Origin of the sequence: Streptomyces sp. CRCS-T-1 (assembly GCF_024442335.1) — a bacterium.
GTDB lineage: Bacteria > Actinomycetota > Actinomycetes > Streptomycetales > Streptomycetaceae > Streptomyces > Streptomyces koelreuteriae.
In genome coordinates, this window is sequence record NZ_CP101651.1 from 6,568,699 (window position 1) to 6,593,713 (window position 25,015).

Here is a 25,015-nt window from a genome sequence, read left to right on the forward strand (position 1 = left end):
GGCCGCCGTGTACATGGGCGCACGGCATTCATATGCGTGGACACGCTAAGGAGCTGGGGTGGAGCCCGTCAAGTATGGCGCGGGAGCGGCGAATCCGCTGGTGCGTCGCGGGTTCGCGCGCTTGACCGGCACCAAGGGGGCGCCTTAGCGTGGAGGTGTTCAGAAATATAGACGCCAATCATGAATATGGAACCGGGAGAGCTTGTGACGTCAGCCCCTCTCGCCGCTCGGCTCACCGTCCCCAGCGGACCGCTGTTCTTCCCGGTCACCGCGTACGGCCCCGACGGCTCCGTGGACCTCGACGCCTACCGCACGCATGTACGCCGCGGGGTGGAGGCCGGAGCCGCCGCCGTGTTCGCCTGCTGCGGCACCGGCGAGTTCCACGCGCTCACGCCTGAGGAGTTCGAGCGGTGTGTCCGGGCGGCCGTCGAGGCGACCGAGGGGCGTGTGCCGGTGGTCGCGGGCGCCGGGTACGGCACCGCGCTCGCCGTGCGCTACGCCCGCCTCGCCGAGGCCGCAGGGGCGGACGGGCTGCTCGCCATGCCGCCCTACCTCGTCGTCGCCGGGCAGGAAGGCCTGCTGCGGCACTACCGGGAGGTGGCCGCCGCGACCGCCCTGCCGGTCATCGTCTACCAGCGCGACAACGCTGTCTTCACCCCGGAGACCGTCGTCGAACTGGCCCGCACGGACGGGATCATCGGCCTCAAGGACGGGCTCGGCGACCTCGACCTCATGCAGCGCGTCATCAGCGCGGTGCGCTCGGAGGTCCCGGGCGATTTCCTGTACTTCAACGGCCTGCCGACCGCCGAGCAGACCCAGCTCGCCTACCGCGCCCTCGGTGTCACGCTCTACTCCTCCGCCGTGTTCTGCTTCGCGCCCGAGCTGGCCCTCGCCTTCCACCAGGCCCTCGGCAACGGCGACGAACGGACCGTCGAGAAGCTGCTGGACGGCTTCTTCCGCCCGTTCGTCGAACTGCGTGCCCAGGGGCGTGGTTACGCCGTCGCCCTCGTCAAGGCCGGTGTACGGCTGCGTGGCCTCGACGTGGGCGAGGTGCGGCCCCCGCTGCACGAGCCGACCGAGGATCATGTCAAGCAGCTCGCCGAACTGATCGAACGCGGCTATGCGCTGCTGGAGGAGGCCAAGTGAAGGCGTCGGCATTCGTCTATCCCTGGGACGTCAACGGGGACCCGGAGGCGCCCGCGCGGATCGCCGCGCTCGGTGTGGAGCAGGTGACGCTCGCCGCCGCCTACCACTCCACGCGCGCCCTCACGCCCCGCCACCCGCGCCACCGCATCGTCACCGCCGAGCACGCCTCCGTGCTGTATCCGGCGGACGACCGCTGGGCTGGGCGCGAGCTGCGCCCCTACGCGGCCGGCGCCTGGGCCCCCGGGGACGCCTTCGGGGAGGCCGCCGTCGCTCTTGCGGACGCCGGTCTCGGGGTGCACACCTGGGTCGTCCTCGCGCACAACTCCCGCCTCGGCGCCGAGCACCCGGACACCTCGGTCGTCAACGCCTACGGCGACCACTACCCCTGGGCGCCGTGCATCGCCCAGCCCGCCACGCGCGCGTACCTGACCGACCTGGCGGCGGAGGCGGCGGTACGGCCCGGGGCGCGGGGCACCGAGCTGGAGTCCCTCGGCTGGTACGGCCTGCAGCATCTGCACGCCCACGACAAGACCGGCGGCATCGGCCTCGGGGACGCCGGGCAGTACCTGATGGCGCTCTGCTTCTGCCCGTCCTGCCGGGAGGGCTACGGCCGGCACGGCCTCGACGCCGACGAGCTGGCCGCCGCCGTACGGACCGCGCTGGAGCCGGTCTGGCAGGGGGCGACGCCCTCCGACGGGGGCTGGACCGGCATCGAGAAGCTCCTCGGCGAGACCCTCGCGCACACCACGCGCGCGTGGCGCGACGACACCGCCCGCACGCTCCAGGAGCAGGCCGTCGCCGCGGTCCGGGCCGCCGCCCCCGACGGCTTCCAGGTGCTGCTGCACGCGGACCCGGTGTCCTACCACGTCGGCGCCAACCCCGGCGTCGACCCGGCGCACATCCTCTCCGTCGCGGACGGCGTGGTCGTGCCCTGCGCGGGAGGCACCGGCACCCTGGCGCCGTTCGCGAGCCAGGGCAAGGAGGACGCCGTCATCGCCGCCAACTTCCCCGTCATCTCGGGCATGGGCGGCAGCCTCGACACCCTCGCCGACGACATGGCCGAGGCCCGCCGCCTCGGGGCCACCGAGCTGCGGCTGTATCACGCCGGGTTGGCATCGGACGGGGACCTGGATGCGGTCCGCGCCGTGCTCGCGGGGCGCTGAGGCTGCGGGGGCGCGCGGGCCGGTGGCTCTTTCAGGCGGGGCCGCTGTCGCCAGGGGGGCCGCGTCCAGTGCCTGACAGCAGCGGCTGGTGGTGTGCTGATTCGGCCGGGGCCGAGCCCGGTGGCTGGGCGTTGGCGGGCTGTGGCTTCGTCATGTCGGGTTGGTGTCCGACGGCGATCTCGGAGTGGTCTGTTCCGTCGGTGCTGGGCGCCGGATCAGCGGGGCTGCCGTTGCCAGCAGGGCCGCGCCCGGGGCCTCGGCACATGCCGGTGGCGGGCCAGCTCGGTCAGGTCCCTCCGGTGGCTGGGCGCCCGATCAGCGGGGTCGCCGTTGCCAGCAGGGCCGCGCCCAGAGCCCGACGGCACCGGCCGGTAGTGCGCTGACTCGGCCCGGGCCCGCCCCCCCGGTGGCTCGGCGTCGACGAGCTGCCATCACGCCGCGTCGGCATCCGACGGCGCTCTCCACCCGCTCCGTTCCGCCCGCGCCTGGCGCCGGAACAGCGGGGTCGCCGTCAGCAGCAGCGCCCCTCCCAGGGCCACTAGTACCAGCCGGTGGTCGGTCAGTTCGACCAAGGTCGCCCCGGTGGCCAGGCCGAGCACGTTCGGGGTGTACACCAGCGTGTTGGCCGTGGCGGTGACGCGGCCCAGCAGTGGGCCGGGGGTCTCGCGCTGTACCGAGGTCAGGGTGGCGATCAGTACGGCGGGCAGGCCCGCGCCGATCGCCGCGCCGGACACCAGCGCCAGGGGGTCGGACGGCACCGCCCGCAGGGCCACCGCGACGGCCAGCAGGGCGATGCCGTACGCCGCGAAGCGCCGCGCGCCCAGTCGGCGCAGGGCCGTGCCGGAGAGCAGGCCGATCGCCACCGACCCGGCGCCCTGGACGGCGTACAGCACACCGGCGTACGCGGGGGAGTGCCCGAGGCCGTCGACGACGGCGTAGACCATCGCCCCGTTCACTCCGGCGCACAGCATGGTCGCGCCGCCCGCCAGGACCAGGGGGCGCAGCACGGGGTGGGACCAGAGGTGGCGGGCGCCCTCGGCGGTTCGCTTCCGGTGGTTTCCGGTGGGTGGGGCGGGCTGCCGCTCCCGGACCCGCAGTAGCGCGTACAACCCTGTGGCCAGCACGAACGTCGCCGCGTCCAAGAGGGCGACGCTCGCACCGCCGTACGCGGCGTACAGGCCCGCGCCCGCCAGCGGGGCCAGGAGTTTCATGCCCTCGGCGGCCGTCATGCGCAGGCCGTTGAAGTCGCCGAGCAGGGATGGGTCGACGGCGTCGGCCACCAGCGCCGATTCGGCCGCGTCCTGGACGACTCCCGCCGCGCCGTACAGGAACAGCACCGCGTACAGCAGCCACAGGTCGCCCGGGGCGTCGACGCTCACGAGGGTGAGCAGGAGGGCGGCCAGGAGCAGGTTCACGCCGATCAGCAGCGGCTTGCGGCTGCCCCGGTCGGCGAGGGTGCCGAGCAGCGGGCCGGCCAGGGTCGGCAGCCACATGGCGAGCACGCACAGTGCGGCCAGGCCGTCCGAACCGGTGAGGTCCTTGACCCAGACGCCGGACGCGAGCCACAGGGCCGAGGTGCCGAAGCCGGAGACCACCACGGAGGAGAGGTAGAGCCCCGCGTTGCGGTCGCGCAGGACGAGCACGAGAGGCCAGGTCGACTTGATCGTCATGCCTGGCCATCGTGGGGCTAAGGACCGGGCGGAGGGATCGGGAGGGTGCCTTAGTTCGTGCTCGGGGACAGTGATCAATCCCAGGGTGAGGCGAGCATTTCCCCCAGCTTGCCGAGGCTCTGCACCCAGCCTTCCTCGTGGAGTACCCGCCGCCGCTCGGTGGCGAAGTCGCCCTGGTCGAGGGTGAGCTCGGACCGTCTGACGTCGGTGTCGTGCAGCGACAGTGTCACCACCGTCTCCCGGTCCTCGGGGTCGGGCTCCTCCCAGCGGAAGGTGTACGACAGGCCTACCGGGGGATCGACGTCGATGTATTCGCCCACCAGGTGGAACAGCTCGCCTTCCGGGGGCTGCATCGCGATCCGGTAGGCACCACCCGGGCGGAGATCGATCTCCACACCCGGGGTGTCGAACCCGTCCGGGCCCCACCAGCGTGCCAGTTCCCGGGGCTCGGTCAGCTTGCGGAACACGACCGGGCACAGATCGTCCAGCTCGTACTCCAGATGCAGTCTCAGCGCGCCGTCCTGTGTCATCACGCATCACCTGTCACCGAAGATGCCTGAAATAACCCCTATGTATATTTTAGTCCGGGCGATGAGTTCCGCGGTCGCCGTCGGTCCACCTCTCAGGAACGGAACCAGGAGGAGCAGCCGATGACCGACACGACCCCGACCCTCGACCTCGGACCCCAGACGGCGGTCGTCGCACGCCTGGCCGAAGCTGTCACCGACGAGCAGCTCGCGGGCCCGACGCCCTGCCCCGAGTACAGGGTGCGCCATGTGCTGGGCCATCTGGCCGGACTGGCCGCCGCCTTCCGTGACGCCGGCCGCAAGGACCTCGGAGCCACGACCGACACCAATCCGCAGTCCGCGCTCCCGGACATCGGCCCCGGCTGGCGCGAGGAGCTGCCCGAGGTGCTCGGTGAACTGGCCGAGGCCTGGCGCGACCCGGCCGCGTGGACCGGTATGACCCGGGCCGGAGGCCTGGACCTGCCCGGCGAGATCGCGGGCCTCGTCGCCACCGACGAGCTGGTGATCCACGGCTGGGACCTGGCCCGCGCCACCGGCCGGCCCTACGCCCCCGACCCGGCCGCGCTCCAGGTCTGCCACGACTTCCTCACGGCGGCGGCCGACGACCCCGGCCGCGGTGAGATCTTCGGCCCCGTCGTGCCCGTGGGCGCGGACGCGGCGCTGCTGGACCGGGCGGTGGGGCTGAGCGGGCGGAAGCCGGGGTGGACGCCAGGCCCGTAGAAAGCGATTTCCCTTTCCTTTGTCGAAAGCATTGACGAACCACACGCGCCCTCCTACGGTCATCGCGTCGTACTTCGTACGTCATATATGAGACGCGATACGCGAGATCCCATACGCGATCCGTCGTGACGCGAGATCCGAGAGGCGCGCATGACCTCTGTGCCCACGCCGATCCCCTCCCGCACGCAGTTCGTGCTGGAAGGGATCAAGCACCGCATCCTCACCGGGCAGTTGACGCCCGGGCAGGCGCTGGTCGAGACCGAGCTCGCCGCACAGTTCGGGGTGTCGAAGACCCCGGTGCGCGAGGCCCTCAAGACCCTCGCCGGGACCGGGCTGGTCGTGATGAGCCAGTACAAGGGCGTCACCGTGCGCCTGGTGGACGCGGACATGGCACGCGAGGTCTACGACGTACGGCTGCTGCTGGAACCCGAGGCGCTGAAGCGCGCCGTACAGCGCGGGGCCTCCCTGGACGCCGCCCGTGAGGCGCTGACCAGGGCCGACGCGGCCGTCGACACCGCCGAACGGTCCCTCGCCAACCGGGAGTTCCACCGCGCCCTGTACCTGCCCTGCGGCAACCCGCTGCTCGGCCGGATGCTCGACGAGGTCCGCGACCAGGCCGCCCTGGTCTCCGCCGTCGCCTGGGCCGCCTCCCCGTCCTGGGAGCGGGAGGCCGGCGAGCACCGCGAGATCCTCCGGCTCGCCCTCGACGGCGACGCCGACGGCGCGGCCCGCGCCCTCCACTCCCACATCGCGTCCTTCGTACGGCGTGCTTTCCCCGAGGCAGGACTGGAACAGGAAGGTCAGCAATGAGCAGCGTGGCGTTCGAGACCCAGCGGGCGGCCCTGGCCGACGTGGTGGCGATCCCGGTGACCCCGTTCGCCGAGGACGGCTCCGTCGCCGAGGACACCTACCGGGCCCTGCTGCGCCGTCTGCTCGACGGCGGCATCACGACCCTCACCCCGAACGGCAACACCGGCGAGTTCTACGCCCTGACCCCCGAAGAGCGCCGTCTGGTCACCGAGTTGACCATGGACGAGGCAGGGGACCGGGCCGTCGTCCTGGTCGGGGTCGGGCACGACGTGCCGACCGCCGTCGCCTCCGCCCGGCACGCCCGGGAACTCGGCGCCCGGATGGTGATGGTCCACCAGCCCGTCCACCCCTACGTCTCCCAGGGTGGCTGGGTCGACTACCACCGGGCCGTCGCCGAGGCCGTGCCCGAGCTGGGCGTCGTCCCGTACGTCCGCAACCCGCAGCTCACCGGGGCCCGGCTCGCCGAACTCGCCGACGCCTGCCCGAACGTCATCGGCGTGAAGTACGCCGTCCCGGACGCCGCCAGGTTCGCAGCCTTCGCCCGGGACGCCGGTCTTGAGCGGTTCGTGTGGGTGGCGGGCCTCGCCGAGCCGTACGCCCCCTCCTACTTCTCGGCGGGCGCCACCGGATTCACCTCGGGGCTCGTCAACGTCGCCCCCGCCGTCTCCCTGAACATGATCGAGGCGCTGCGCTCCGGCGACTACCCGGCCGCCATGAAGGTCTGGGAGCAGATCCGCCGCTTCGAGGAACTGCGCGCCGACAGCGGCTCCGCCAACAACGTCACCGTCGTCAAGGAGGCCCTCGCCTCCCTCGGACTGTGCCGCCGTGAGGTCCGCCCGCCGAGCAAGCCGCTCCCGGAGAGCGAGCGCGCCGAGGTCGCCGCCATCGCCGCGGGGTGGTCGATATGACCGGCAGGCTGAGCCCCGAGGACCTCAGGAGCCATCAGTGGTACGGCGCCGAGGGCCAGCTGCGCACCTGGTCGCACAACGCCCGTATGCGCCAGCTCGGTTACGAGGCGGAGGAGTACCGGGGCCGCCCGGTGATCGCCGTCCTGAACACCTGGTCCGACATCAATCCCTGCCATGTCCATCTGCGCGAGCGCGCCGAGGCGGTCAAGCGGGGCGTGTGGCAGGCCGGCGGCTTCCCGCTGGAGTTCCCGGTCGCCACGCTCTCCGAGACGTACCAGAAGCCGACCCCGATGCTCTATCGCAACCTCCTCGCGATGGAGACGGAGGAGCTGCTGCGGTCGTACCCGATCGACGCGGCGGTGCTGCTCGGCGGCTGCGACAAGTCGACGCCCGCGCTGCTCATGGGCGCGGCCTCGGCCGACGTACCGGCGATCTTCGCGCCGGCGGGGCCGATGCTGCCGGGCCACTGGCGCGGTGAGACCCTCGGGTCCGGCACCGACATGTGGAAGTACTGGGACGAGCACCGCGCGGGCAACCTGACCGACTGCGAACTCAGGGAGCTGCAGGGCGGACTGGCGCGTTCTCCCGGTCACTGCATGACCATGGGGACCGCGTCGACGATGACCGCGGCGGCGGAAGCCCTCGGTATGACACTGCCGGGCGCCTCCTCGATCCCGGCCGTCGACTCCGGGCACGAGCGGATGGCCGCCGCCTCCGGGCGCCGTGCCGTGGAGCTCGCCTGGACCGCGCTCAAACCGTCCCGGATCCTCACCCGCGAGGCCTTCGAGGACGCCGTCACCACGGTGCTCGGGCTCGGCGGTTCCACCAACGCCGTCATTCACCTGATCGCCATGGCGGGGCGCTGCCGGGTCCGGCTCACCCTCGACGACTTCGACCGCATCGCCCGCACCGTGCCGGTGCTCGCCAACGTCCGGCCCGGCGGACAGACGTACCTCATGGAGGACTTCTACTTCGCCGGCGGTCTGCCCGCCTTCCTCTCGCGGATCACCGACCTGCTGCACCTGGACCGGCCCACCGTCAACGGGACCCTGGGGGAGCAGATCGGGGACGCCGTCGTGCACGACGACGACGTCATCCGCACCCGCGAGAACCCGGTCGCCGCCGAGGGCGGAGTCGCCGTACTGCGCGGCAACCTCTGCCCCGACGGTGCCGTCATCAAGCACATCGCGGCCGAGCGGCACCTGCTCAAGCACACCGGGCCCGCCGTCGTCTTCGACGACTACAAGACGATGCAGCGCACCATCAACGACCCGTCGCTCGGCATCACCCCCGAGCACGTCCTCGTGCTGCGGGGCGCCGGCCCCAAGGGCGGCCCGGGCATGCCCGAGTACGGGATGCTGCCCCTGCCCGACTACCTGCTCAAGCAGGGCGTCCGGGACATGGTCCGGATCTCCGACGCCCGGATGAGCGGCACGAGTTACGGCGCGTGCGTGCTGCACGTGGCACCGGAGTCGTACGTCGGCGGACCGCTCGCCCTCGTCCGCACCGGCGACTCCATCACTCTCGACGTCGAGGCGCGCACCCTCCATCTCCACGTGGACGACGAGGAGCTGGAGCGGCGCAGGGCGGACTGGACACCGCCGCTCACCCGGTACGAGCGCGGCTACGGCGCGCTCTACAACGAGCAGATCACGCAGGCCGACACCGGCTGCGACTTCGAGTTCCTGGCCCGCTCGGGCAAGGTGCAGGACCCGTACGCGGGCTGAGCCCCACGGCACGACACGCCCCACGGCACGACAGCAGCGCACGGCACGACCCAGCGCCACGGCACCACCTCAGCGACACGGTACGACCCTCGCGCCACAGCACCACCTCGCGCCACCGCACCGCACCGCTCAGGCACCATCCGCGCCCCCTCGGCGCGCCCACGCACCACCCGCGCCCCTCGGCGCGCCCACGCACCTCAGCACGACCCGGCACCACCCTGCTTGGAAAGAAAGCGCTTCACGCGAACCCGTGCGCGAAGTGCGAACGTACTGAGAACGGAGAACTGTCATGGCCCAAGCCGCAGCCGTGGCGAAACCGCCCGCGCCACCCCGGCGGCGCCGGGCCTCCGCCACGCCGCGCAGGCTCCCGTACCTGCTGATCGCCCCGGCCGCCCTGCTCATGCTGGGCTTCATCGCCTACCCGGTCATCAGCGTCTTCTACTACAGCCTGCAGAACTACAACCCCACCAAGCCGTGGCGGAACGGCTACGCGGGCTTCGACAACTTCGTCCACGCCTTCACCAAGGACCCGATCTTCTGGGACACCCTGGTCTTCAGCGCCAAGTGGGTCGTCGTCGAGGTCGGACTCCAGTTGCTGTTCGGTCTCGCGCTGGCCCTCATCGTCAACCAGACCTTCGTGGGCCGGGGCCTGGGACGCGCCCTGGTCTTCTCCCCGTGGGCCGTCTCCGGCGTACTGACCTCCGCGATCTGGGTGCTGCTCTACAACTCCCAGACGGGCATCACCCGTTACCTCGCGGACCTGGGCATCGGCTCCTACGGCACGAGCTGGCTGTCGGACACCTCCACGGTGTTCCCGGCGGCGGTCGTGGCCGACCTGTGGCGAGGCGTTCCCTTCTTCGCGATCCTCATCCTCGCCGACCTCCAGTCCGTCTCGAAGGACCTGTACGAGGCCGCCGAGGTCGACGGGGCCAGCCGCATCAAGCAGTTCTGGCACATCACGCTGCCGCATCTGAAGGACGCCATCATCCTGTCCACGCTGCTGCGCGCGGTGTGGGAGTTCAACAACGTCGACCTGCTCTACACGCTGACCGGCGGCGGCCCGGCGGGGGAGACCACGACCCTCCCGCTGTACATCGCCAACACCTCGGTCGACGCCCACAACTTCGGCTACGCGTCCGCCCTGACCACGGTCGCGTTCGTGATCCTGCTCTTCTGCTCGATGGTCTATCTGCGGCTGAGCAAGTTCGGAGGCGACAACAAGTGAGCGTCAAGGAAGCCACCAAGGCGGCGCCCGCTCCCGTGCGCGCCACCCCCGAATCGCCGCGGCACCCGAAGAGGAAGCGCGCGTGGGACGAGGCACCCCGCTGGCAGGTCTATCTGCCCCTGGGCATCTACCTGGTCTTCACGCTCATCCCCTTCTACTGGATCCTGCTCTTCTCGCTGCGCCCGGCCGGCTCGACCTCGCTCGTGCCCTGGCCGATGACCTTCGAGCACTTCGAGAAGGTGTGGACGGACCGCAGCTTCGGCACCTACTTCACCAACAGCGTGCTCGTCGGCGTCGCCACCCTGCTGATGACGACGCTCGTCGCCCTGGCCGGCGGCTACGCCCTCGCCCGGTTCGACTTCAAGATCAAGCGGGCGTTCATGCTGGCGCTGCTGTGCTCCCAGTTCGTGCCGGGCGCCTTGCTGCTGGTGCCGCTGTTCGAGATCTTCGCCGAACTGCAGATGATCAACTCGCTGGGTAGTGTCATCCTCGCCGAGACGGTCTTCCAGCTGCCGCTGTCGATGATCCTGATCAGCAACTTCATCAAGAACGTGCCGTACTCCCTGGAGGAGGCGGCCTGGGTGGACGGCTGCAACCGCATGACGGCCTTCCGGATCGTGGTGCTGCCGCTGCTGCGGCCGGGCCTGATCGCCGTCGGCTCGTTCGCCTTCGTCCACTCCTGGAACCACTTCCTGTTCGCCCTGATGTTCCTGAACAACCAGGACAAGCAGACGATCCCGGTCGGCCTCAACTCCCTGATGAGCGCGGACAGCGTCGACCTGGGCGCCCTCGCGGCGGGCGGCATCATCGCGGCCGTCCCGGTCGTGATCGTGTTCGCCTTCATCCAGAAGTGGCTGATCACCGGGTTCAGCGCGGGGGCGGTGAAGGGATGAGGGGCAGACAACTGGCTGTCACCGCTGGGCTGCTGGCGCTGCTGTGCGTCCCCGCGCACGCCGAGGACCGGGACATCAGCCGCGACACCCTGCCCGCGAACGACGGCTGGGCCGCCGAGGGCGCGGGCACCACCGGAGGCGCCGCCGCCGACGCCGAGCACGTCTTCACCGTCACCGACCGGGCCGGACTGGTCCGCGCCCTCGACGGCGGCAGCGACACCCCGAAGATCATCAGGATCGCCGGGACCATCGACGCCAACACCGACGACGACGGCGACCGCCTGGACTGCTCCGACTACGCCACCGGCGGCTACAGCCTGAAGAAGTACCTCGCCGCCTACGACCCCCGCACCTGGGGTTCCGCCAAGCCCAGCGGCCCGCAGGAGGAGGCCCGCCAGGCCTCCGCCGCGGAGCAGGCCGAGCGGATCGTGCTGCCCGTCGGCTCCAACACCACCCTCGTCGGACTCGGCGACTCGGCCGTCCTCAAGGGCGCCAGCCTCCAGGTCAAGAACGCCGACAACGTGATCATCCGCAACCTCGACGTACGCGACGCCTACGACTGCTTCCCCGTCTGGCAGCCCAACACCGGCGGCCTCGGCGACTGGAAGGCGGCCTACGACGCCATCTGGCTGACCGGCGCCACCCATGTGTGGGTCGACCACATCACCGCATCCGACCGGGGCCACCCGGACGCGAAGGAACCCACCTACTTCGCCCGCAACTACCTGCGCCACGACGGACTGCTCGACATCACAGGCGGCTCCGACCTGGTGACCGTCTCCTGGAGCCGGTTCGCCGACCACGACAAGGCGATGCTCATCGGCAACGGCGACACCGCCACCGGCGACCGGGGCAAGCTCCGGGTCACCCTGCACCACAACGCCTTCGAGTCGGTCGTGCAGCGCGCCCCGCGCGTCCGCTTCGGGCAGGTGCACGTCTACAACAACCGCTACGACATCACCGGCGACTACCACCGCTACTCCCTCGGCGTCTCCACCGAGTCGAAGATCTTCGCCGAGAACAACGCCTTCCACGCCCCCGGCCATGTGGAGGTCGCCGACCTGGTCAAGAGCTGGAACGGCAGCGCCCTGCACCAGAGCGGCACCGTTTTCAACGGCTACCCGGTCGACCTGCTCGCGATTTACAACGCCTACAACTCGGGCAGCGAGCGCGATCTGACCGCCGACGTCGGCTGGACCCCCACCCTGCACGGGCGGATCGACAGCGCCGAGGCGGCCGACCGGGCCGTGGCCCGCGGCGCGGGAGCGGGGAGGATCCGGTGACCGGTCGCATCATCGACGCCATGAACACACCACTTCCCGTCGTCCTCGCCGGTGCCCGTGGCCATGGCCGCTGGCACGTCGAGAACATCCGCCGGCTCCAGAAGCAGGGCCTCGTACGGCTCGTCGGCGTCTGCGAGCTGACGCCGCTGACCGAGGAGGAGCTCGGCGACCTGGGCACGCCCGAGCAGTCCGCCGACTTCGGGGCCCTGCTGGACTCCACCGGCGCGCGGATCGCCGTGATCTGCACACCGATCCAGACCCACACCGACCTCGCCCTCACGGCGGCCGAGCGGGGCGTGCACGTCCTGCTGGAGAAGCCGCCCGCCCCCTCGTACGCGGAGTTCCGCCGTATGGCCGACGGGGTCGCGGCGGCCGGGGTCGTCTGCCAGATCGGCTTCCAGTCGCTGGGCTCGCACGCCCTGCCCGCCATCCGCGCGATGGTCGCCGAGGGCGCGATCGGCACGCTGGTCGGGCTCGGCGGGGCCGGTGCCTGGGTGCGCGACGAGGACTACTTCCGCCGGGCGCCCTGGGCGGGCAAGCGGCGGCTGAACGGCGTCGACGTGATCGACGGGGCGCTGACCAACCCCCTCGCCCACGCCGTCGCCACCGCCCTCGCCCTCGGCGGCAGCACCCGCGCCGAGCACGTCGTCGGCATCGAGACCGAGCTGCTGCGCGCCAACGCCATCGAGTCCGACGACACCTCCTGCGTCCGCGTCACCACCACACAGGGCCACCCGGTGACCGTCGCCGCGACGCTGTGCGCCGAGGAGTCGGACGAGCCGTACGTCCTCGTGCACGGCAGCAGCGGCCGGATCACCTTCTGGTACAAGCAGGACCGGGTGCTGCTCCAGCGCGCGGGGCACGGCCCGCAGGAGTCCGAGCACGGCCGTACCGACCTGCTGGAGAACCTCGTCGCGCACCTCACCACCGGCGCGGCCCTGCTGGTCCCGCCGGAGGAGACCGGCGCCTTCATGAAGGTCGTGGAGGCCATCCGCACCTCTCCCGACCCGGCGCCGCTGCCCGACTCCGCCTGGCACCGCATCCCCGACGAGAACCGCCGTGTCGTCCCCGGCATCGACGGACTCGTCGCGGCAGCAGCCGACACCCTCTCCCTCTACTCCGAACTCGGCGCCCCCTGGGCGCTGGCCGCGGAGCATCTGTCGAACGAGGTGAGCACCCGATGACCATCAACGACACCGCGGTCCTGCGCGTCGCGGGCCGGCCGGTCGGCCGGTACGTCACCCGGCCCGAGCTGCCGGTCCGGCTCTCCCCGCGCCCCTATCTGCATCCCGTCACCACCCTGTCCGGTACGGCGGTCACCGAGCTGAGCCCCGCCGACCACGCACACCACCTCGGCGTCGGTGTAGCCGTTCCCGACGTCGAGGGGTTCAACTTCTGGGGCGGGCGCACCTACGTCCGTGACCAGGGCCCGACCGAGCTGGACAACCACGGCTCCCAGCGGCACGTCGCCTTCCAGCTGCGCGACCCGGACGGCTTCGTGGAGGAGCTGCGCTGGGTGTCGGCGGCCGGTGAGCTGCTGCGCGAGCGCCGTACGGTCGCGGCCACCGAACTCACCGACCAGGCCTGGGCCCTGGACCTCACCTTCTCCCTCACCAACGTCACCAAGGAGCCGCTGTCGATCGGCAGCCCGGCGACGAACGGGCGCCCGGGCGCGGCCTACGGCGGCTTCTTCTGGCGCGCCCGCAAGGAGGACGCGCCGCCGGACGTCTTCACCGCCGGCACCGAGGGCGAGACCGAGGCGCACGGCAAGCGCGCCGACTGGCTCGCCCTGGCCGGCTCCGGCTGGACGCTGGTCTTCGCCGGGGCCACCGAACAGACCCGCCGCGACCCGTGGTTCGTGCGCACCGGGGAGTACCCGGGTGTCGGCTCCTCGCTGGCCCACGAGGAGCGGTTGCCGATCCCGCCGGGCGAGACCGTCGTCCGCCGGGTCGTCACCGTAGTCGCCGACGGTCGGCTCGGCCGGGACGCCGCGGCGGCCCTCGTCCGCAAGGCGGTGAGCCCGTGACCACCGAGACCTACCGCAACCCGATCCTCGACGCCGACTGGTCCGACCCGGACGTCGTCCGCGTCGGCGACGACTTCTATCTGACCGCCTCCAGCTTCGGCCGCGCCCCCGGCCTGCCATTACTCCACTCCCGCGACCTGGTGAACTGGACCCTGGTCGGCCACGCCCTCGAACGCCTGGAACCGGCAGAGGAGTTCGAACGGCCCCGCCACGACTGCGGCGTCTGGGCCCCGTCCCTCCGGCATCACGACGAACGCTTCTGGATCTTCTGGGGCGACCCCGACCAGGGCATCTTCCAGATCAACGCCCCCGAGATCAGAGGCCCCTGGACCCGGCCGCACCTGCTGAAGGCCGGCAAGGGCCTGATCGACCCGTGCCCCCTGTGGGACGAGGAGACCGGCGAGGCCTACCTCGTGCACGCCTGGGCCAAGTCCCGCTCCGGCATCAAGAACCGCCTCACCGGACACCGGATGCACCCCGACGGCACCGAACTCCTCGACGAGGGCAAGGTCATCGTCGACGCCGACCGCATACCCGGCTGGTTCACCCTCGAAGGCCCCAAGCTCTACAAGCACGACGGCTGGTACTGGATCCTCGCCCCCGCAGGGAGCGTCGAGACCGGCTGGCAGGGCGCCTTCCGCTCGCGCGGCTTCTTCGGGCCGTACGAGGAAAGAATCGTCCTGGAGCAGAAGGACACCGACGTCAACGGCCCCCACCAGGGCGGCTGGGTGCGCACCGCGACCGGCGAGGACTGGTTCCTGCACTTCCAGCAGCGCGGCGCCTACGGCCGGGTCGTCCACCTCCAGCCCATGCGCTGGGGCCAGGACTGCTGGCCGGTGCTCGGGGACGACGGCGCCCCCGTCGCCGTACACGCGCTGCCCGACCTGCCGCCGCAGCCTCCCGCCGCGCCCGCCACCGACGACGACTTCCCCGGCGGACGGTACGGCCGCCAGTGGCAGTGGACGGCCAACCCGGGCGACGGCTGGGCCACCCAGCACTCCGCCGACGGGCTCAGGCTGACCTGCGTCCGCTCGGCCGACGCCCACGACCTGCGCAAACTGCCCAGCGTGCTCACCCAGCGGCTGCCCGGCGCGCCCCGCACCGTCGAGGTGGAGCTGCGGCTCGACAGCGACGAGCCCGGGGCCCGCGCCGGACTCGCCGTCCTCGGGGACGCGTTCGGCTGGATCGGCCTCCAGCGGTGCACGGACGGCACCGCGCATCTCGTGCACCGGTTCGCCGAGGCGGTCGCGGACGCCGAGCGCGACGCCGCCCACCCCCGGCTCGCGCCCGAGGGCCGGGCCCGGCTGCGCATCGAGATCGGCGCGGACGCCCGCTGCCGCTTCTCGGCCGACACCGGCGACGGCTTCCGGCCCTCGGGCCCGGTCTTCGCCGCCACCCCGTGGCGCTGGGTCGGCGCTCTGCTCGGCCTGTTCGCCCTCGCGCCCACCGGTCAGGGACACGCCGGCGCGGCGAGCTTCACCCGGTTCCGGATCAGCCCCTCGTAACGCACCCGTCGTCGTACGCCTGTTGGGAGCCGCAATGACGCACTTCCGTAGCAAGCGCTTGTCGAGACCGGGGCACGGCAAGGTCGTGGCCGCCGTCCTCGGCCTCGTCGCCGCGCTGAGCCTCGGCGCGATGGGGGACGCCCATGCGGCCCCGCCGTCGCAGACCGGGCCCGCCGCGGACCGCTGGTCCGACCGCCCGCACGGCTTCGCCTCCCTCGCCGGCGGCACCAGCGGCGGCGCGGGCGGCAAGGTCGTCACCGTCACCGACCAGGCCGCGCTGGCCAAGTACGCGGCGGCCGAGGAGCCCTACGTCATCCGCGTCAAGGGCGCCTTGGAGATGGACCCGTTCGGCACGGAGATACCCGTCGCCTCCGACAAGACCATCATCGGCGTCAGCGACACCGCCGAGATCGTGCACGGCGGCTTCACCCTCGACCCCGGCACGCACAACGTCATCATCCGCAACCTCACCATCCGCGACACGGCCATCGAGGGCAACTGGGACTGCAAGGACACCGACTACGACGGCATCCGCCTCGACACCGCCCACCATGTGTGGATCGACCACATACGGTTCTCGCGGATCTGCGACGGCCAGCTCGACATCCGCAAGGACAGCGAGTACGTCACCGTCTCCTACAACCGGTTCACCGACAACAACAAGACCTTCGGCATCGGCTGGACCTCGAACGTCAAGACGCAGATCACCGTCGACCACAACTGGTTCAGGGGCACCAAGCAGCGCAACCCGTCCGCCGACAACTGCGCCTACGCACACCTCTACAACAACTACCTCTCCTCGCAGCTCTCCGACGGCGACCCCGTGTGGACATACGGGAACTGGTCGCGCGGCCGGACGAAGATGGTCATCGAGAACAGCTTCTACGACGGTGTCCAGCACCCCTACCAGGCCGACGCCACCGCCGAGCTGGTGCAGCGCGGCTCGATCCTGCGGAACACGACGGGCCGCCACGATGCCTGGGGCACGGCCTTCGACCCCCGCGAGTTCTACGCCTACCGCCTCGACCCGGCCGCCGCCGTGCCCGCGCTGGTGAAGCGGTTCTCGGGTCCGCAGCAGCGGATCGGCGGCCCGGTCGTGCTGAACGTCCCGGCCGACCATCCGACCGTGCAGTCCGCCGTGGACGCGGTGCCCGAAGGCAACGACACCCCGGTCACGATCGCCGTCGCACCCGGCACCTACCGCGAGAAGGTGTTCATCCCCGCGAGCAAGCCGCACCTCGTACTGCGCGGGACCGGGCGCGACCGCTCCGACACCGTCATCGTCTTCGACACGCCCGCCGCGCAAGGGGGTTCGACGGGGAGCGCCACGGTCCGGATCGCCGCGAACGACGTCACCGCGCGCAACCTCACCTTCAGCAACGACTTCGACGAGGCCGCGCACGAGCTGGGCGGCGAGCAGGCGCTGGCGATGAAGACGACGGGCGACCGGATCGTCTTCGAGGACACCGCGTTCCTCGGCAACCAGGACACGCTGATGACGGACAGCCCCAAGCTGACCACCGTCAGCCGGGTCTACATCCGGGACTCCTACATCGAGGGCGATGTCGACTTCGTCTACGGCCGGGCCACGACCGTGATCGAACGGTCGGTGATCCGGGCGCTGAGCCGCGGCTCGGCCACGAACAACGGCTACATCACCGCCGCCTCGACCTGGACGGGAAACCCGTACGGCTTCCTGATCACCCGGTCGAAGATCGTGAGTGACGCGCCGGACGGGACCTTCCACCTCGGCCGGCCCTGGCACCCGGGCGGTGAGCCGGAGGCGGTCGCCCAGGTGCTGATCCGGGACACCGAGCTGCCCGCCGCGGTCAAGTCCTCGCCGTGGACCGACATGAGCGGGTTCTCGTGGAAGGACGCGCGGTTCACCGAGTACCGGAACTTCGGGCCCGGGGCCGGGGTGACCGCGGACCGGCCGCAGATGAGCGACGCCGCCGCGCGGACCCACACCGTCGCGCACTACCTCAAGGGCACGGACGACTGGGCTCCGTACGCCCGCCACCACTGACCCCCCGCACCTTCGCAGCACGTATCCACAGCCAGTTGGATCCAGAAGAAGAGAGCCGACCAATGAAGATCAGCATTCGCAGAAGCAGGCGCGCCGCCACGGCCGTCGCACTCGGCGCCGCGCTCGCCCTGACCGTCACCGCCTGCGGCGACGACGGCAGCGGGGCGAGCGGTGACAAGGGCGCCGAGGGCAGCGGCAAGGGCGAGATCGTCTTCTGGGACAACAACGGCGGTGTCCGCACCGAGATCTGGAAGAAGATCATCGCCGACTTCGAGAAGGCCAACCCGGACATCAAGGTCGAGTACGTCGGGATCGCCGCCACCGAGTACCAGTCCAAGGTCGACACCGCCATCCAGGGCGGCGGTCTGCCGGACGTCGGCGGTGTGGGCGCGGCGATGCTCGCCGGGTTCGCCGCGCAGGGCGCGCTGGAGCCGCTGGACGAGCGGCTCGGCGAGTCCTCGCTGAACGGCAAGCTCAACAAGGACATGGTCGAGTCGCTGAAGGCGGCCGGCGGTGGCGACGACAAGCTGTACTCGATCCCGACCTCCGCGAACAACGGTGTGCTGTACTACCGCACCGACCTGTTCGAGAAGGCGGGCCTGGAGGAGCCCACGACGTGGGAGCGGTTCTACGAGGCCGCGGACAAGCTCACGAACGCGGGCAAGAACGAGTTCGGCTACACCATTCGCGGTGGCTCCGGGTCCATCGCCCAGGCGCTGGACGCGATGTACGGGCAGTCCGGGATCTCGTCGTTCTGGGACTCCAGTGGTGACAAGACCACGGTCAACGACCCGAAGAACGTGGCGGCGCTGGAGAAGTACGCGGCGCTGTACAAGAAGGTCACCCCGGCGGCCGACCTCAACAACGACTTCACGAAGATGGTCGCGCAGTGGGACTCCGGCACGATCGGGATGCTGAACCACAACCTCGGGTCGTACCAGGACCATGTGAAGGCGCTGGGGGGCGAGAAGTTCCGGGGAATTCCGCAGCCGGTGGGGGCCGGGGGCAAGCGGGTGCAGGTGTCCAACCCGGTGGACGGGCTGGGGCTGTTCAAGAGCGGCAAGAACAAGGAAGCGGCCTGGAAGTTCATCGAGTTCGCCACGTCCAAGGCGGAGAACTCGCGGTTCAACGAGGCGGCGGGGCAGGTGCCGTCGAATACGGACGCGGCGTCGGATGCGTGGATTTCTAAGGCGGAGCCTACGAAGCTGGCTGCCGGGGCGCTGTCGGACGGGTCTACGACGATTGTGCAGCTGCCGTACTACCTGCCTGACTGGAACACGATTTCCAAGGCTGACAATGAGCCGAACTTCCAGAAGGTGCTGCTGGGGAAGATGAGTGCGAAGGAATTTCTGGACACGATGGCTGAGCAGTTGAATGCTGCTCAGGAGGAGTGGGATCAGCAGAACGGTTGATTTTGCTGGGTTTCGCCGTGGGACGGCCTGTTGTTGGCAGAGTGCGGGCCGTCCCTGGCTTGTCGCGCAGTTCCCCGCGCCCCCAAAAAAGACATGGAGTTGGTTCTGATGTCTCTCAGTCGAAGACAGGTTGCTGCCGCCGCTGTTGCCTCTGTGCCTCTCGCCCTTTCCGGTGCCGGATCGGCACTTGCCACCGGGCATCGCAGTCGCACCCTCTACATCGCCGGTGATTCCACCGCCGCGCAGAAATATGCTGCCGCCGCGCCCGAGACCGGGTGGGGGATGGCGTTGCCCTTCTTTCTTCATCGCTCTCGGCCCGTGGTCAATCACGCTGTGAATGGGCGGAGTTCCAAGAGCTTTGTGGATGAAGGGCGGCTCGAGGCGATTCTCGATGTGATCGAGCCGGGGGATTTTCTTCTCATTCAGTTCGCTCACAATGATGAGAAGGCGGAAGACCCCACCCGTTACACCGAGCCTTGGTCGACGTATCAGGAGTACTTGCGGATGTACGTCGACGGGGCGCGGGCGCGCGGCGCGCGGCCCGTGTTGGCCACCGCCGTCGAGCGGCGGAGGTTCGACGCGGCGGGGAAGGCCGTGCCGACGCACGGTGAGTATCCGGCGGCCATGCGGGCGCTCGCCGCCGAGGAGCGGGTGGCGCTGCTGGACATGCAGGCGTTGTCGCTCGCCCTGTGGCAGGAGCTCGGGGTCGAGGAGACGAAGAAGTACTTCAACTGGACCGCTACCGAGCAGGACAACACGCACTTCAATCCGCCGGGCGCGATCGCCGTGGCCCGGCTGGTGGCGCGGGAGTTGCTGCGGGCCCGGGTGCTCGGGCCGCGTGATGTGTGCCGGCTGGAGGCGGAGATCCCGGAGTCCTGGATCGGCTGGCCCGAGTCCGCCGCGTAACACCCCTCGACACATAAGAAGGAAGAGAGCCGCACCGTGAAGAATCCGAAGTGTCATGATCACGTCATTGGAAGAGCCGCCCTCCTGGTCGGGTGCACCGCGCTCGTGCTGTCCCTGAGCGGGACCGGCGCGCAGGCCCAGGCGCGGGACGTGGCGCGCCAGACCCTCGGGGCGAACGACGGATGGGGCGCCTACGGCACCGGCACCAGCGGAGGTGCCGCCGCCGATGCCGCGCACGTCTACACCGTCACCACCTGGGAGCAGTTCAAGGCCGCCCTGAAGGACGGCGGCACCGCGCCCAGGATCATCAAGGTGAAGGGCATGATCGACGCCGTTTCGCAGGGGTGCGAGGCGTTCGAGGCCGAGGGCTACGACTTCCAGCAGTACCTCGCGGACTACGACCCCGCCGTCTGGGGGCACGACAAGCCGGTCAGCGGTGTGCAGGAGGACCTGAGGGCCGCGTCCGCCGCCCAGCAGGACAAGATCATCAAGGCGAGCGTCCCCGCCAACACCACGATCATCGGCGTGGGCAAGAACTCCGGGATCCTCGGCGGCAGCCTTCAGATCAAGGGCGTCGACAACGTCATCGTCCGCAACCTCACCATCGAGGCCCCGGTCGACTGCTTCCCGCAGTGGGACCCGACCGACGACAACAAGACCGGCGCCTGGAACTCCGAGTACGACGGGGTCGTCGTCTACGGCTCCACCCATGTGTGGATCGACCACAACACCCTCACCGACGGCCGCTACCCCGACAGCTCCCTGCCGTCCTACTTCGGCAAGACCTATCAGCAGCACGACGGGCTGGCCGACGTCGTGCGCGGCTCCAACCATGTGACGGTGTCCTGGAACTCGTTCAAGGACCATGACAAGACCATGCTGATCGGCAACAGCGACAGCGCCACGGCCGACGACACCGGCAAGCTGAAGGTCACGCTGCACCACAACCGCTTCGAGGGCATCGTCGAGCGGGCGCCGCGGGTGCGGTTCGGGCAGGTCGACTCGTACAACAACCACTTCGTGGTCACCAAGGCCCAGAAGTGGGGCTATGTCTACGGCATCGGCAAGGAGTCCCGGCTCGTCGCCGAGCACAACGCGTTCACGCTCGCGCAGGGCATCAGCACGGGGAAGATCCTCAAGAAGTGGAACGAGGCGCCGGTCACCGCCGGTTCCAACTACGTCAACGGCAAGGCCGTCGACCTGATCGCCGTGCACAACGCGGAGATCCCCGGGGAGACGCTCCAGTCGGGTGCCGGCTGGACGCCGACCCTGCGGGCCGGTGTCGACCCGGCGAAGGCGGTCCCGGGCATCGTCGACGCCGGGGCGGGCGCCGGCCGCGTGTGCTGATCTGACCCGCTCCACATGAACGGGCCGGGGCGGCCCGCATCGCATCCCTCGGGGCCTCCTGGTGGAGCTCCGCAGCGTGCGTGCCGAACGCCGCTCCTTCTTCTGCGGAGCTCCACCAGAAGGCCCCCAGCCCCGGGGTGCGCCCGCCCCGGCCCTTCCCTCTCCCGTATTCGCCGTACCGCGAAGGAGCAGCCGTATGCTCTCGCAACCCCGTCCCTCCCTCTCCCGCCGGGGATTCCTCGTCGCCGGCGCCTCGGCGGGCGCCGCCCTCGGCCTCGCCTCCGGCCCCGCGCGGGCCGGGACCCGTCCGCCGCGTCCGTTCGGCCGGTACGGCTCACCGGCCGCGCGCCTCACCCCGAAGACCCTGTACGTCCATCCGGGCGGCGCCGGTGACTTCACCACCGTCCGGGACGCCGTGGCCGCCGCCAGTGGGAGCGGGTACACCCTGGTCATCGCGCCCGGCGTCTACCGGCAGACCGTCGCCGTCGACCCCGCCCGTACGGAGATGACCTGGATCGGGGCGAGCGAGGAACCCCGTGACGTCGTGCTCGTGTACGACAACGCGGCCGGGACCCCGAAGCCCGGCGGCGGCACCCACGGGACCACCGGCTCCGCCACCACCACCGTGCAGGCCGACGGCTTCACCGCCCGCTGGATCACCTTCGCCAACGACTGGCTGCGCGCCGACCACCCCGACATCACCGGCACCCAGGCCGTCGCCCTCAAGGTCCAGGGCGACCGGTCCGCCTTCCACCACTGCCGATTCCTCGGCCACCAGGACACCCTGTACGCCGACTCCATGGCGCTCGGCACCTTCGCCCGCCAGCACTTCGCCCACTGCTACGCCGAGGGCGACGTCGACTTCGTCTTCGGCAGGGCCACCGCCGTCTTCGAGCACTGCCACTTCCGGACCCTGAACCGGACCGACCTGCCCGCGGCCCCGTACGGCTTCGTCTTCGCCCCCTCGACGGCCGGCGCCAACCCCCTCGGCTATCTGGTGACCAGGAGCCGTGTCAGCAGCGAGGCCCCCGACGGCCACTTCAAGCTGGCCCGGCCCTGGGTGCCCAGCTCCGACACCACCGCCCGCCCGATGCTCACCGTCCGGGACACCCACCTCGGCCCGGGCATCGACGCGGTAGCGCCCTACACGAACATGGCGAGCGGCCATCCCTGGCAGTCGATGCGGTTCGCCGAGTACCGCAACACCGGGCCCGGTGCCGTCGTGTCCGTTCCGGAGAACCGGCCCCAGCTCACCCGGGCGCAAGCCGCCTCGCACACCAGGCAGACGTATCTCGGTGACTGGCGGCCCTGTGCGTAGGGCCGCTGCGCTCCTGCTCGGTGTGTGCCTGCTCTGGCCGGCTCCCGGGGCCTCCGCCGCCGAACGCGGGCCCATCGGCTGGGCCTCCACCGGCACCGGAACCGACGGCGGGGCGGGCGGCCGGATCTGGACGGTGGACACGCGGGCCGAGCTGAAGCAGGCTCTCGCGAACGACGGTGATCCCACCGCGCCCAAGGTGATCCGGGTCGTCGGCGATATCTCCGGGCACGAGGCCGACGACGGTTCCCTGCTCGGTGAGCAGGACTACGCGCCCGGCTACGACCTCGGCACGTACATGTCCTGCTTCGGCGAGGACGGCGCCGCTTGGTCCGACACCCGCTTCGAGTACTGCAAGCAGCAGCGGCAACTGCGCCAGACCGGCTCGAACAAGGAGAAGGCGCAGATCCAGCTGACCGTGCCGGGCAACACCACGCTGGTGGGCGTGGGGCGTGACGCCCGGCTGCTCGGGGTGTTCCTGACCGTCAACACGGGCAGCGACATCATCGTGCGCAACCTGCACTTGGAGGCGCCCGTCGACCACTTCACCAGCTGGTCACCCGACGACGGCACCCGCGGCAGCTGGAACGCCCGCTTCGACGCGCTGACCGTGATCACCGGCAAGAACATCTGGATCGACCACTGCACCTTCACCGACGGCCGCTTCCCGGACCGCGAGGCGCCCCTCGGCTTCCACGGCGAACGCGTCCAGCGGCACGACGGGCTGCTGGACATCGAGGACGGCTCCGACTTCGTCACCGTCTCCGACAGCCGCTTCGACGACCACGACAAAGCGCTCCTCATCGGCTCGGGCGACGGACGCGGCGACCGGGACCGGGGGCATCTCAAGGTGACCTTCGTCCGCAACCTGTTCAGCGAGGTAGTACAGCGCGCTCCGCGCGTCCGCTTCGGGCAGGTGCACGTCGTCAACAACGTCTACCGGGGGCGGACGCCCCTCTACGCCCTGGGTGTCGGCGTGGAGTCCGCGATCTTCTCCGAGCGCAATGTCTTCCGCTATCCGGGCGCTTCACCGTCCGCCGCCGTCGCGGACTACGGCGGTGAGCGGTTCCGTGACACCGGCTCCTGGTTCAACGGCCGGCCCGCCCGGCTGAACGACGTGGCGAGCGGGCTCGGTCTCGGGAGCGAGGTCGGCTGGGACCCCGCCGATGTCTACGACTACCGCGCCCTCACCTCCCCGGCGGCGGTCGAGCGGTACGTGCTGCGGCACGCCGGAGCCGGGAGGCCGTATGGACGCCCATGAGCTGCTCGGCCGGCGGGGCTTCGTGGTCGGGGCGGGTGCGGCGCTGCTGGCCGGGGGAGCGGTGACCGGGGCGGAGGCGGCGGTCGTGGACGGGCCGCTGCCCGACTTCCACCCGGCGCTGAAGGAACGGCTGACCTTCCCGCTCGCCTGGGGGACGTCCCCGATCCGCGACTTCCGCGCCTGGCGGCGGACCGCCCGGGCCACGGTCGAGGAGCACCTCCTTGTCGAACGGCAGGACCGGGTGCCGTTCGCGCCGGAGTACACCGGGCGGACCCAAGGGGACGGCTACACGCGCGAGTTGGTCACCGTCTCGCTCACCCGGTACGAGCGGGTGCGCGGCGCCCTGCTCACCCCGCACGGTGACGGGCCCTTCCCCGCCGTGCTGCTCCTGCACGACCACGGCTCCAAGTTCGACATCGGGAAGGAGAAGCTCGTCCGGCCCTGGTACGACGACACGCGTCTCGCCTCCGCCCGGGCGTGGGCGGACAAGTACTTCAGCGGGCGGTTCGTCGGCGACGAACTGGCCCGGCGGGGCTATGTGGTGCTCTGCCTGGACGCGCTCGGCTGGGGCGACCGCGGGCCCCTCGTCTACGAGCAGCAGCAGGCGCTGGCGTCCAACTTCTACAATCTGGGCTCCTCGCTCGCCGGGCTCATGGCCCGGGAGGACCAGCGGGCCGCCGCCTTCCTGGCGGGCCTCGACCGGGTGGACGCCCGGCGGGTCGCGGCCGTCGGCTTCTCCATGGGCGCCTACCGCGCCTGGCAGACCGCCGCCCTCAGCGATCACATCGCCGCCGCCGCGAGTGTCTGCTGGATGACCGGCCTGAAAGAGATGATGGTGCCCGGCAACAACACGCTGCGCGGGCAGTCGGCGTACTGGATGCTCCACCCGGGGCTCGCCCGGCATCTCGACATCCCCGACGTGGCGAGCATCGCCGCCCCGAGGCCGATGCTGTTCCTGAACGGCGCGCTCGACACGCTCTTCCCCGCCGAGGGCGTACGGGTCGCCCACGACAAGCTGCGTGCCGTCTGGCGCTCGCGCCACGCGGAGGAGCGGATACGGACGAAGACGTGGCCGGAGCTCGGCCACGTCTTCACCCACGTGATGCAGGACGAGGTCGTCAACTGGCTCGACGACGTCCTGTGAG

Annotated in this window: 21 protein-coding genes; 19 read left to right on the plus strand and 2 right to left on the minus strand. The window is 70.8% G+C overall.

Features of this window, described 5'->3' with window-relative positions; all coding sequences use genetic code 11:
- Positions 1 to 204: 204 nt before the first annotated feature.
- Complete coding sequence (locus NNW99_RS29745) at positions 205 to 1,146, plus strand: 5-dehydro-4-deoxyglucarate dehydratase (protein WP_215122249.1); 942 nt, start codon at positions 205 to 207, stop codon at positions 1,144 to 1,146.
- Positions 1,143 to 2,309: a hypothetical protein gene (locus NNW99_RS29750; RefSeq protein WP_215122250.1), complete on the plus strand. Its 1,167-nt coding sequence runs from the start codon at positions 1,143 to 1,145 to the stop codon at positions 2,307 to 2,309. The genes NNW99_RS29745 and NNW99_RS29750 overlap by 4 nt, the downstream gene beginning before the upstream one ends.
- 431 nt (positions 2,310 to 2,740) lie before the next feature.
- Here the strand turns inward: NNW99_RS29750 and NNW99_RS29755 are convergent, their stop codons facing one another.
- Positions 2,741 to 3,979 carry an MFS transporter gene (locus NNW99_RS29755; RefSeq protein ID WP_215122251.1) on the minus strand — a complete coding sequence of 413 codons (1,239 nt, stop codon included), beginning with the start codon at positions 3,977 to 3,979 and terminating at the stop codon, positions 2,741 to 2,743.
- Between the two features lie 74 nt (positions 3,980 to 4,053).
- Entirely contained in the window at positions 4,054 to 4,509 is a 456-nt protein-coding gene (locus tag NNW99_RS29760) for an SRPBCC domain-containing protein (protein WP_251057976.1), read from the minus strand.
- Positions 4,510 to 4,629: 120 nt separating this feature from the next.
- Here NNW99_RS29760 and NNW99_RS29765 point away from each other — a divergent pair, with 120 nt between their 5' ends.
- The 17 genes from NNW99_RS29765 to NNW99_RS29845 all read left to right on the plus strand — a co-directional run bounded on the left by NNW99_RS29765 (position 4,630) and on the right by NNW99_RS29845 (position 25,014).
- Positions 4,630 to 5,226, plus strand: coding sequence for a TIGR03086 family metal-binding protein (locus NNW99_RS29765; protein ID WP_215122253.1), 597 nt, complete (start codon positions 4,630 to 4,632; stop codon positions 5,224 to 5,226).
- A gap of 150 nt (positions 5,227 to 5,376) precedes the next feature.
- Positions 5,377 to 6,036: a GntR family transcriptional regulator gene (locus NNW99_RS29770; protein WP_215122254.1), complete on the plus strand. Its 660-nt coding sequence runs from the start codon at positions 5,377 to 5,379 to the stop codon at positions 6,034 to 6,036.
- Positions 6,033 to 6,944 carry a dihydrodipicolinate synthase family protein gene (locus NNW99_RS29775; RefSeq protein ID WP_215122255.1) on the plus strand — a complete coding sequence of 304 codons (912 nt, stop codon included), beginning with the start codon at positions 6,033 to 6,035 and terminating at the stop codon, positions 6,942 to 6,944. The genes NNW99_RS29770 and NNW99_RS29775 overlap by 4 nt, the downstream gene beginning before the upstream one ends.
- On the plus strand, positions 6,941 to 8,671 hold the full coding sequence (gene araD / locus NNW99_RS29780) for an L-arabinonate dehydratase (protein ID WP_215122256.1): 1,731 nt from the start codon (positions 6,941 to 6,943) through the stop codon (positions 8,669 to 8,671). Before NNW99_RS29775 ends, araD begins: the two co-directional genes overlap by 4 nt.
- 289 nt (positions 8,672 to 8,960) lie before the next feature.
- Positions 8,961 to 9,896 (plus strand): carbohydrate ABC transporter permease, encoded by a 936-nt coding sequence (locus NNW99_RS29785; protein WP_215122257.1) that lies wholly within the window; start codon positions 8,961 to 8,963, stop codon positions 9,894 to 9,896.
- Positions 9,893 to 10,789 carry a carbohydrate ABC transporter permease gene (locus NNW99_RS29790; RefSeq protein WP_215122258.1) on the plus strand — a complete coding sequence of 299 codons (897 nt, stop codon included), beginning with the start codon at positions 9,893 to 9,895 and terminating at the stop codon, positions 10,787 to 10,789. Before NNW99_RS29785 ends, NNW99_RS29790 begins: the two co-directional genes overlap by 4 nt.
- Positions 10,786 to 12,072: a polysaccharide lyase family 1 protein gene (locus NNW99_RS29795; protein ID WP_215122259.1), complete on the plus strand. Its 1,287-nt coding sequence runs from the start codon at positions 10,786 to 10,788 to the stop codon at positions 12,070 to 12,072. Before NNW99_RS29790 ends, NNW99_RS29795 begins: the two co-directional genes overlap by 4 nt.
- 20 nt (positions 12,073 to 12,092) lie before the next feature.
- Positions 12,093 to 13,256 (plus strand): Gfo/Idh/MocA family protein, encoded by a 1,164-nt coding sequence (locus NNW99_RS29800; protein WP_215124508.1) that lies wholly within the window; start codon positions 12,093 to 12,095, stop codon positions 13,254 to 13,256.
- Complete coding sequence (locus NNW99_RS29805; protein WP_215122260.1) at positions 13,253 to 14,098, plus strand: PmoA family protein; 846 nt, start codon at positions 13,253 to 13,255, stop codon at positions 14,096 to 14,098. The genes NNW99_RS29800 and NNW99_RS29805 overlap by 4 nt, the downstream gene beginning before the upstream one ends.
- A complete protein-coding gene (locus NNW99_RS29810; protein WP_215122261.1) occupies positions 14,095 to 15,603 on the plus strand; it encodes a glycoside hydrolase 43 family protein in 1,509 nt (502 codons plus the stop codon). The genes NNW99_RS29805 and NNW99_RS29810 overlap by 4 nt, the downstream gene beginning before the upstream one ends.
- Before the next feature lie 34 nt (positions 15,604 to 15,637).
- Complete coding sequence (locus NNW99_RS29815) at positions 15,638 to 17,629, plus strand: pectinesterase family protein (RefSeq protein ID WP_215122262.1); 1,992 nt, start codon at positions 15,638 to 15,640, stop codon at positions 17,627 to 17,629.
- A 62-nt stretch (positions 17,630 to 17,691) separates the two neighbouring features.
- A complete protein-coding gene (locus NNW99_RS29820; RefSeq protein WP_215122263.1) occupies positions 17,692 to 19,041 on the plus strand; it encodes a sugar ABC transporter substrate-binding protein in 1,350 nt (449 codons plus the stop codon).
- A 108-nt stretch (positions 19,042 to 19,149) separates the two neighbouring features.
- Positions 19,150 to 19,947, plus strand: coding sequence for a rhamnogalacturonan acetylesterase (locus NNW99_RS29825; protein WP_215124509.1), 798 nt, complete (start codon positions 19,150 to 19,152; stop codon positions 19,945 to 19,947).
- Positions 19,948 to 19,983: 36 nt separating this feature from the next.
- On the plus strand, positions 19,984 to 21,294 hold the full coding sequence (locus tag NNW99_RS29830) for a polysaccharide lyase family 1 protein (protein ID WP_215122264.1): 1,311 nt from the start codon (positions 19,984 to 19,986) through the stop codon (positions 21,292 to 21,294).
- Between the two features lie 196 nt (positions 21,295 to 21,490).
- The gene (locus NNW99_RS29835) at positions 21,491 to 22,612 is read left to right on the plus strand and encodes a pectinesterase family protein (protein ID WP_215122265.1); all 1,122 of its coding nucleotides are present in this window, start codon (positions 21,491 to 21,493) and stop codon (positions 22,610 to 22,612) included.
- Positions 22,605 to 23,870, plus strand: a complete 1,266-nt coding sequence (locus NNW99_RS29840; RefSeq protein WP_215122266.1) for a polysaccharide lyase family 1 protein — start codon at positions 22,605 to 22,607, stop codon at positions 23,868 to 23,870. Before NNW99_RS29835 ends, NNW99_RS29840 begins: the two co-directional genes overlap by 8 nt.
- Complete coding sequence (locus tag NNW99_RS29845) at positions 23,857 to 25,014, plus strand: dienelactone hydrolase family protein (RefSeq protein WP_215122267.1); 1,158 nt, start codon at positions 23,857 to 23,859, stop codon at positions 25,012 to 25,014. The genes NNW99_RS29840 and NNW99_RS29845 overlap by 14 nt, the downstream gene beginning before the upstream one ends.
- The last annotated feature ends 1 nt before the right edge of the window (position 25,015 follow it).

Excerpts from the sequence above, each read along its gene's own strand:
- NNW99_RS29755 (WP_215122251.1), bottom strand. The coding sequence starts at position 3,979 with ATGACGATCAAGTCGACCTGGCCTCTCGTGCTCGTCCTGCGCGACCGC.
- NNW99_RS29760 (WP_251057976.1), bottom strand. The coding sequence starts at position 4,509 with ATGACACAGGACGGCGCGCTGAGACTGCATCTGGAGTACGAGCTGGAC.
- NNW99_RS29765 (WP_215122253.1), top strand. The coding sequence starts at position 4,630 with ATGACCGACACGACCCCGACCCTCGACCTCGGACCCCAGACGGCGGTC.
- NNW99_RS29770 (WP_215122254.1), top strand. The coding sequence starts at position 5,377 with ATGACCTCTGTGCCCACGCCGATCCCCTCCCGCACGCAGTTCGTGCTG.
- NNW99_RS29775 (WP_215122255.1), top strand. The coding sequence starts at position 6,033 with ATGAGCAGCGTGGCGTTCGAGACCCAGCGGGCGGCCCTGGCCGACGTG.
- araD (WP_215122256.1), top strand. The coding sequence starts at position 6,941 with ATGACCGGCAGGCTGAGCCCCGAGGACCTCAGGAGCCATCAGTGGTAC.
- NNW99_RS29785 (WP_215122257.1), top strand. The coding sequence starts at position 8,961 with ATGGCCCAAGCCGCAGCCGTGGCGAAACCGCCCGCGCCACCCCGGCGG.
- NNW99_RS29795 (WP_215122259.1), top strand. The coding sequence starts at position 10,786 with ATGAGGGGCAGACAACTGGCTGTCACCGCTGGGCTGCTGGCGCTGCTG.
- NNW99_RS29800 (WP_215124508.1), top strand. The coding sequence starts at position 12,093 with ATGAACACACCACTTCCCGTCGTCCTCGCCGGTGCCCGTGGCCATGGC.
- NNW99_RS29805 (WP_215122260.1), top strand. The coding sequence starts at position 13,253 with ATGACCATCAACGACACCGCGGTCCTGCGCGTCGCGGGCCGGCCGGTC.
- NNW99_RS29815 (WP_215122262.1), top strand. The coding sequence starts at position 15,638 with ATGACGCACTTCCGTAGCAAGCGCTTGTCGAGACCGGGGCACGGCAAG.
- NNW99_RS29820 (WP_215122263.1), top strand. The coding sequence starts at position 17,692 with ATGAAGATCAGCATTCGCAGAAGCAGGCGCGCCGCCACGGCCGTCGCA.
- NNW99_RS29825 (WP_215124509.1), top strand. The coding sequence starts at position 19,150 with ATGTCTCTCAGTCGAAGACAGGTTGCTGCCGCCGCTGTTGCCTCTGTG.
- NNW99_RS29835 (WP_215122265.1), top strand. The coding sequence starts at position 21,491 with ATGCTCTCGCAACCCCGTCCCTCCCTCTCCCGCCGGGGATTCCTCGTC.
- NNW99_RS29845 (WP_215122267.1), top strand. The coding sequence starts at position 23,857 with ATGGACGCCCATGAGCTGCTCGGCCGGCGGGGCTTCGTGGTCGGGGCG.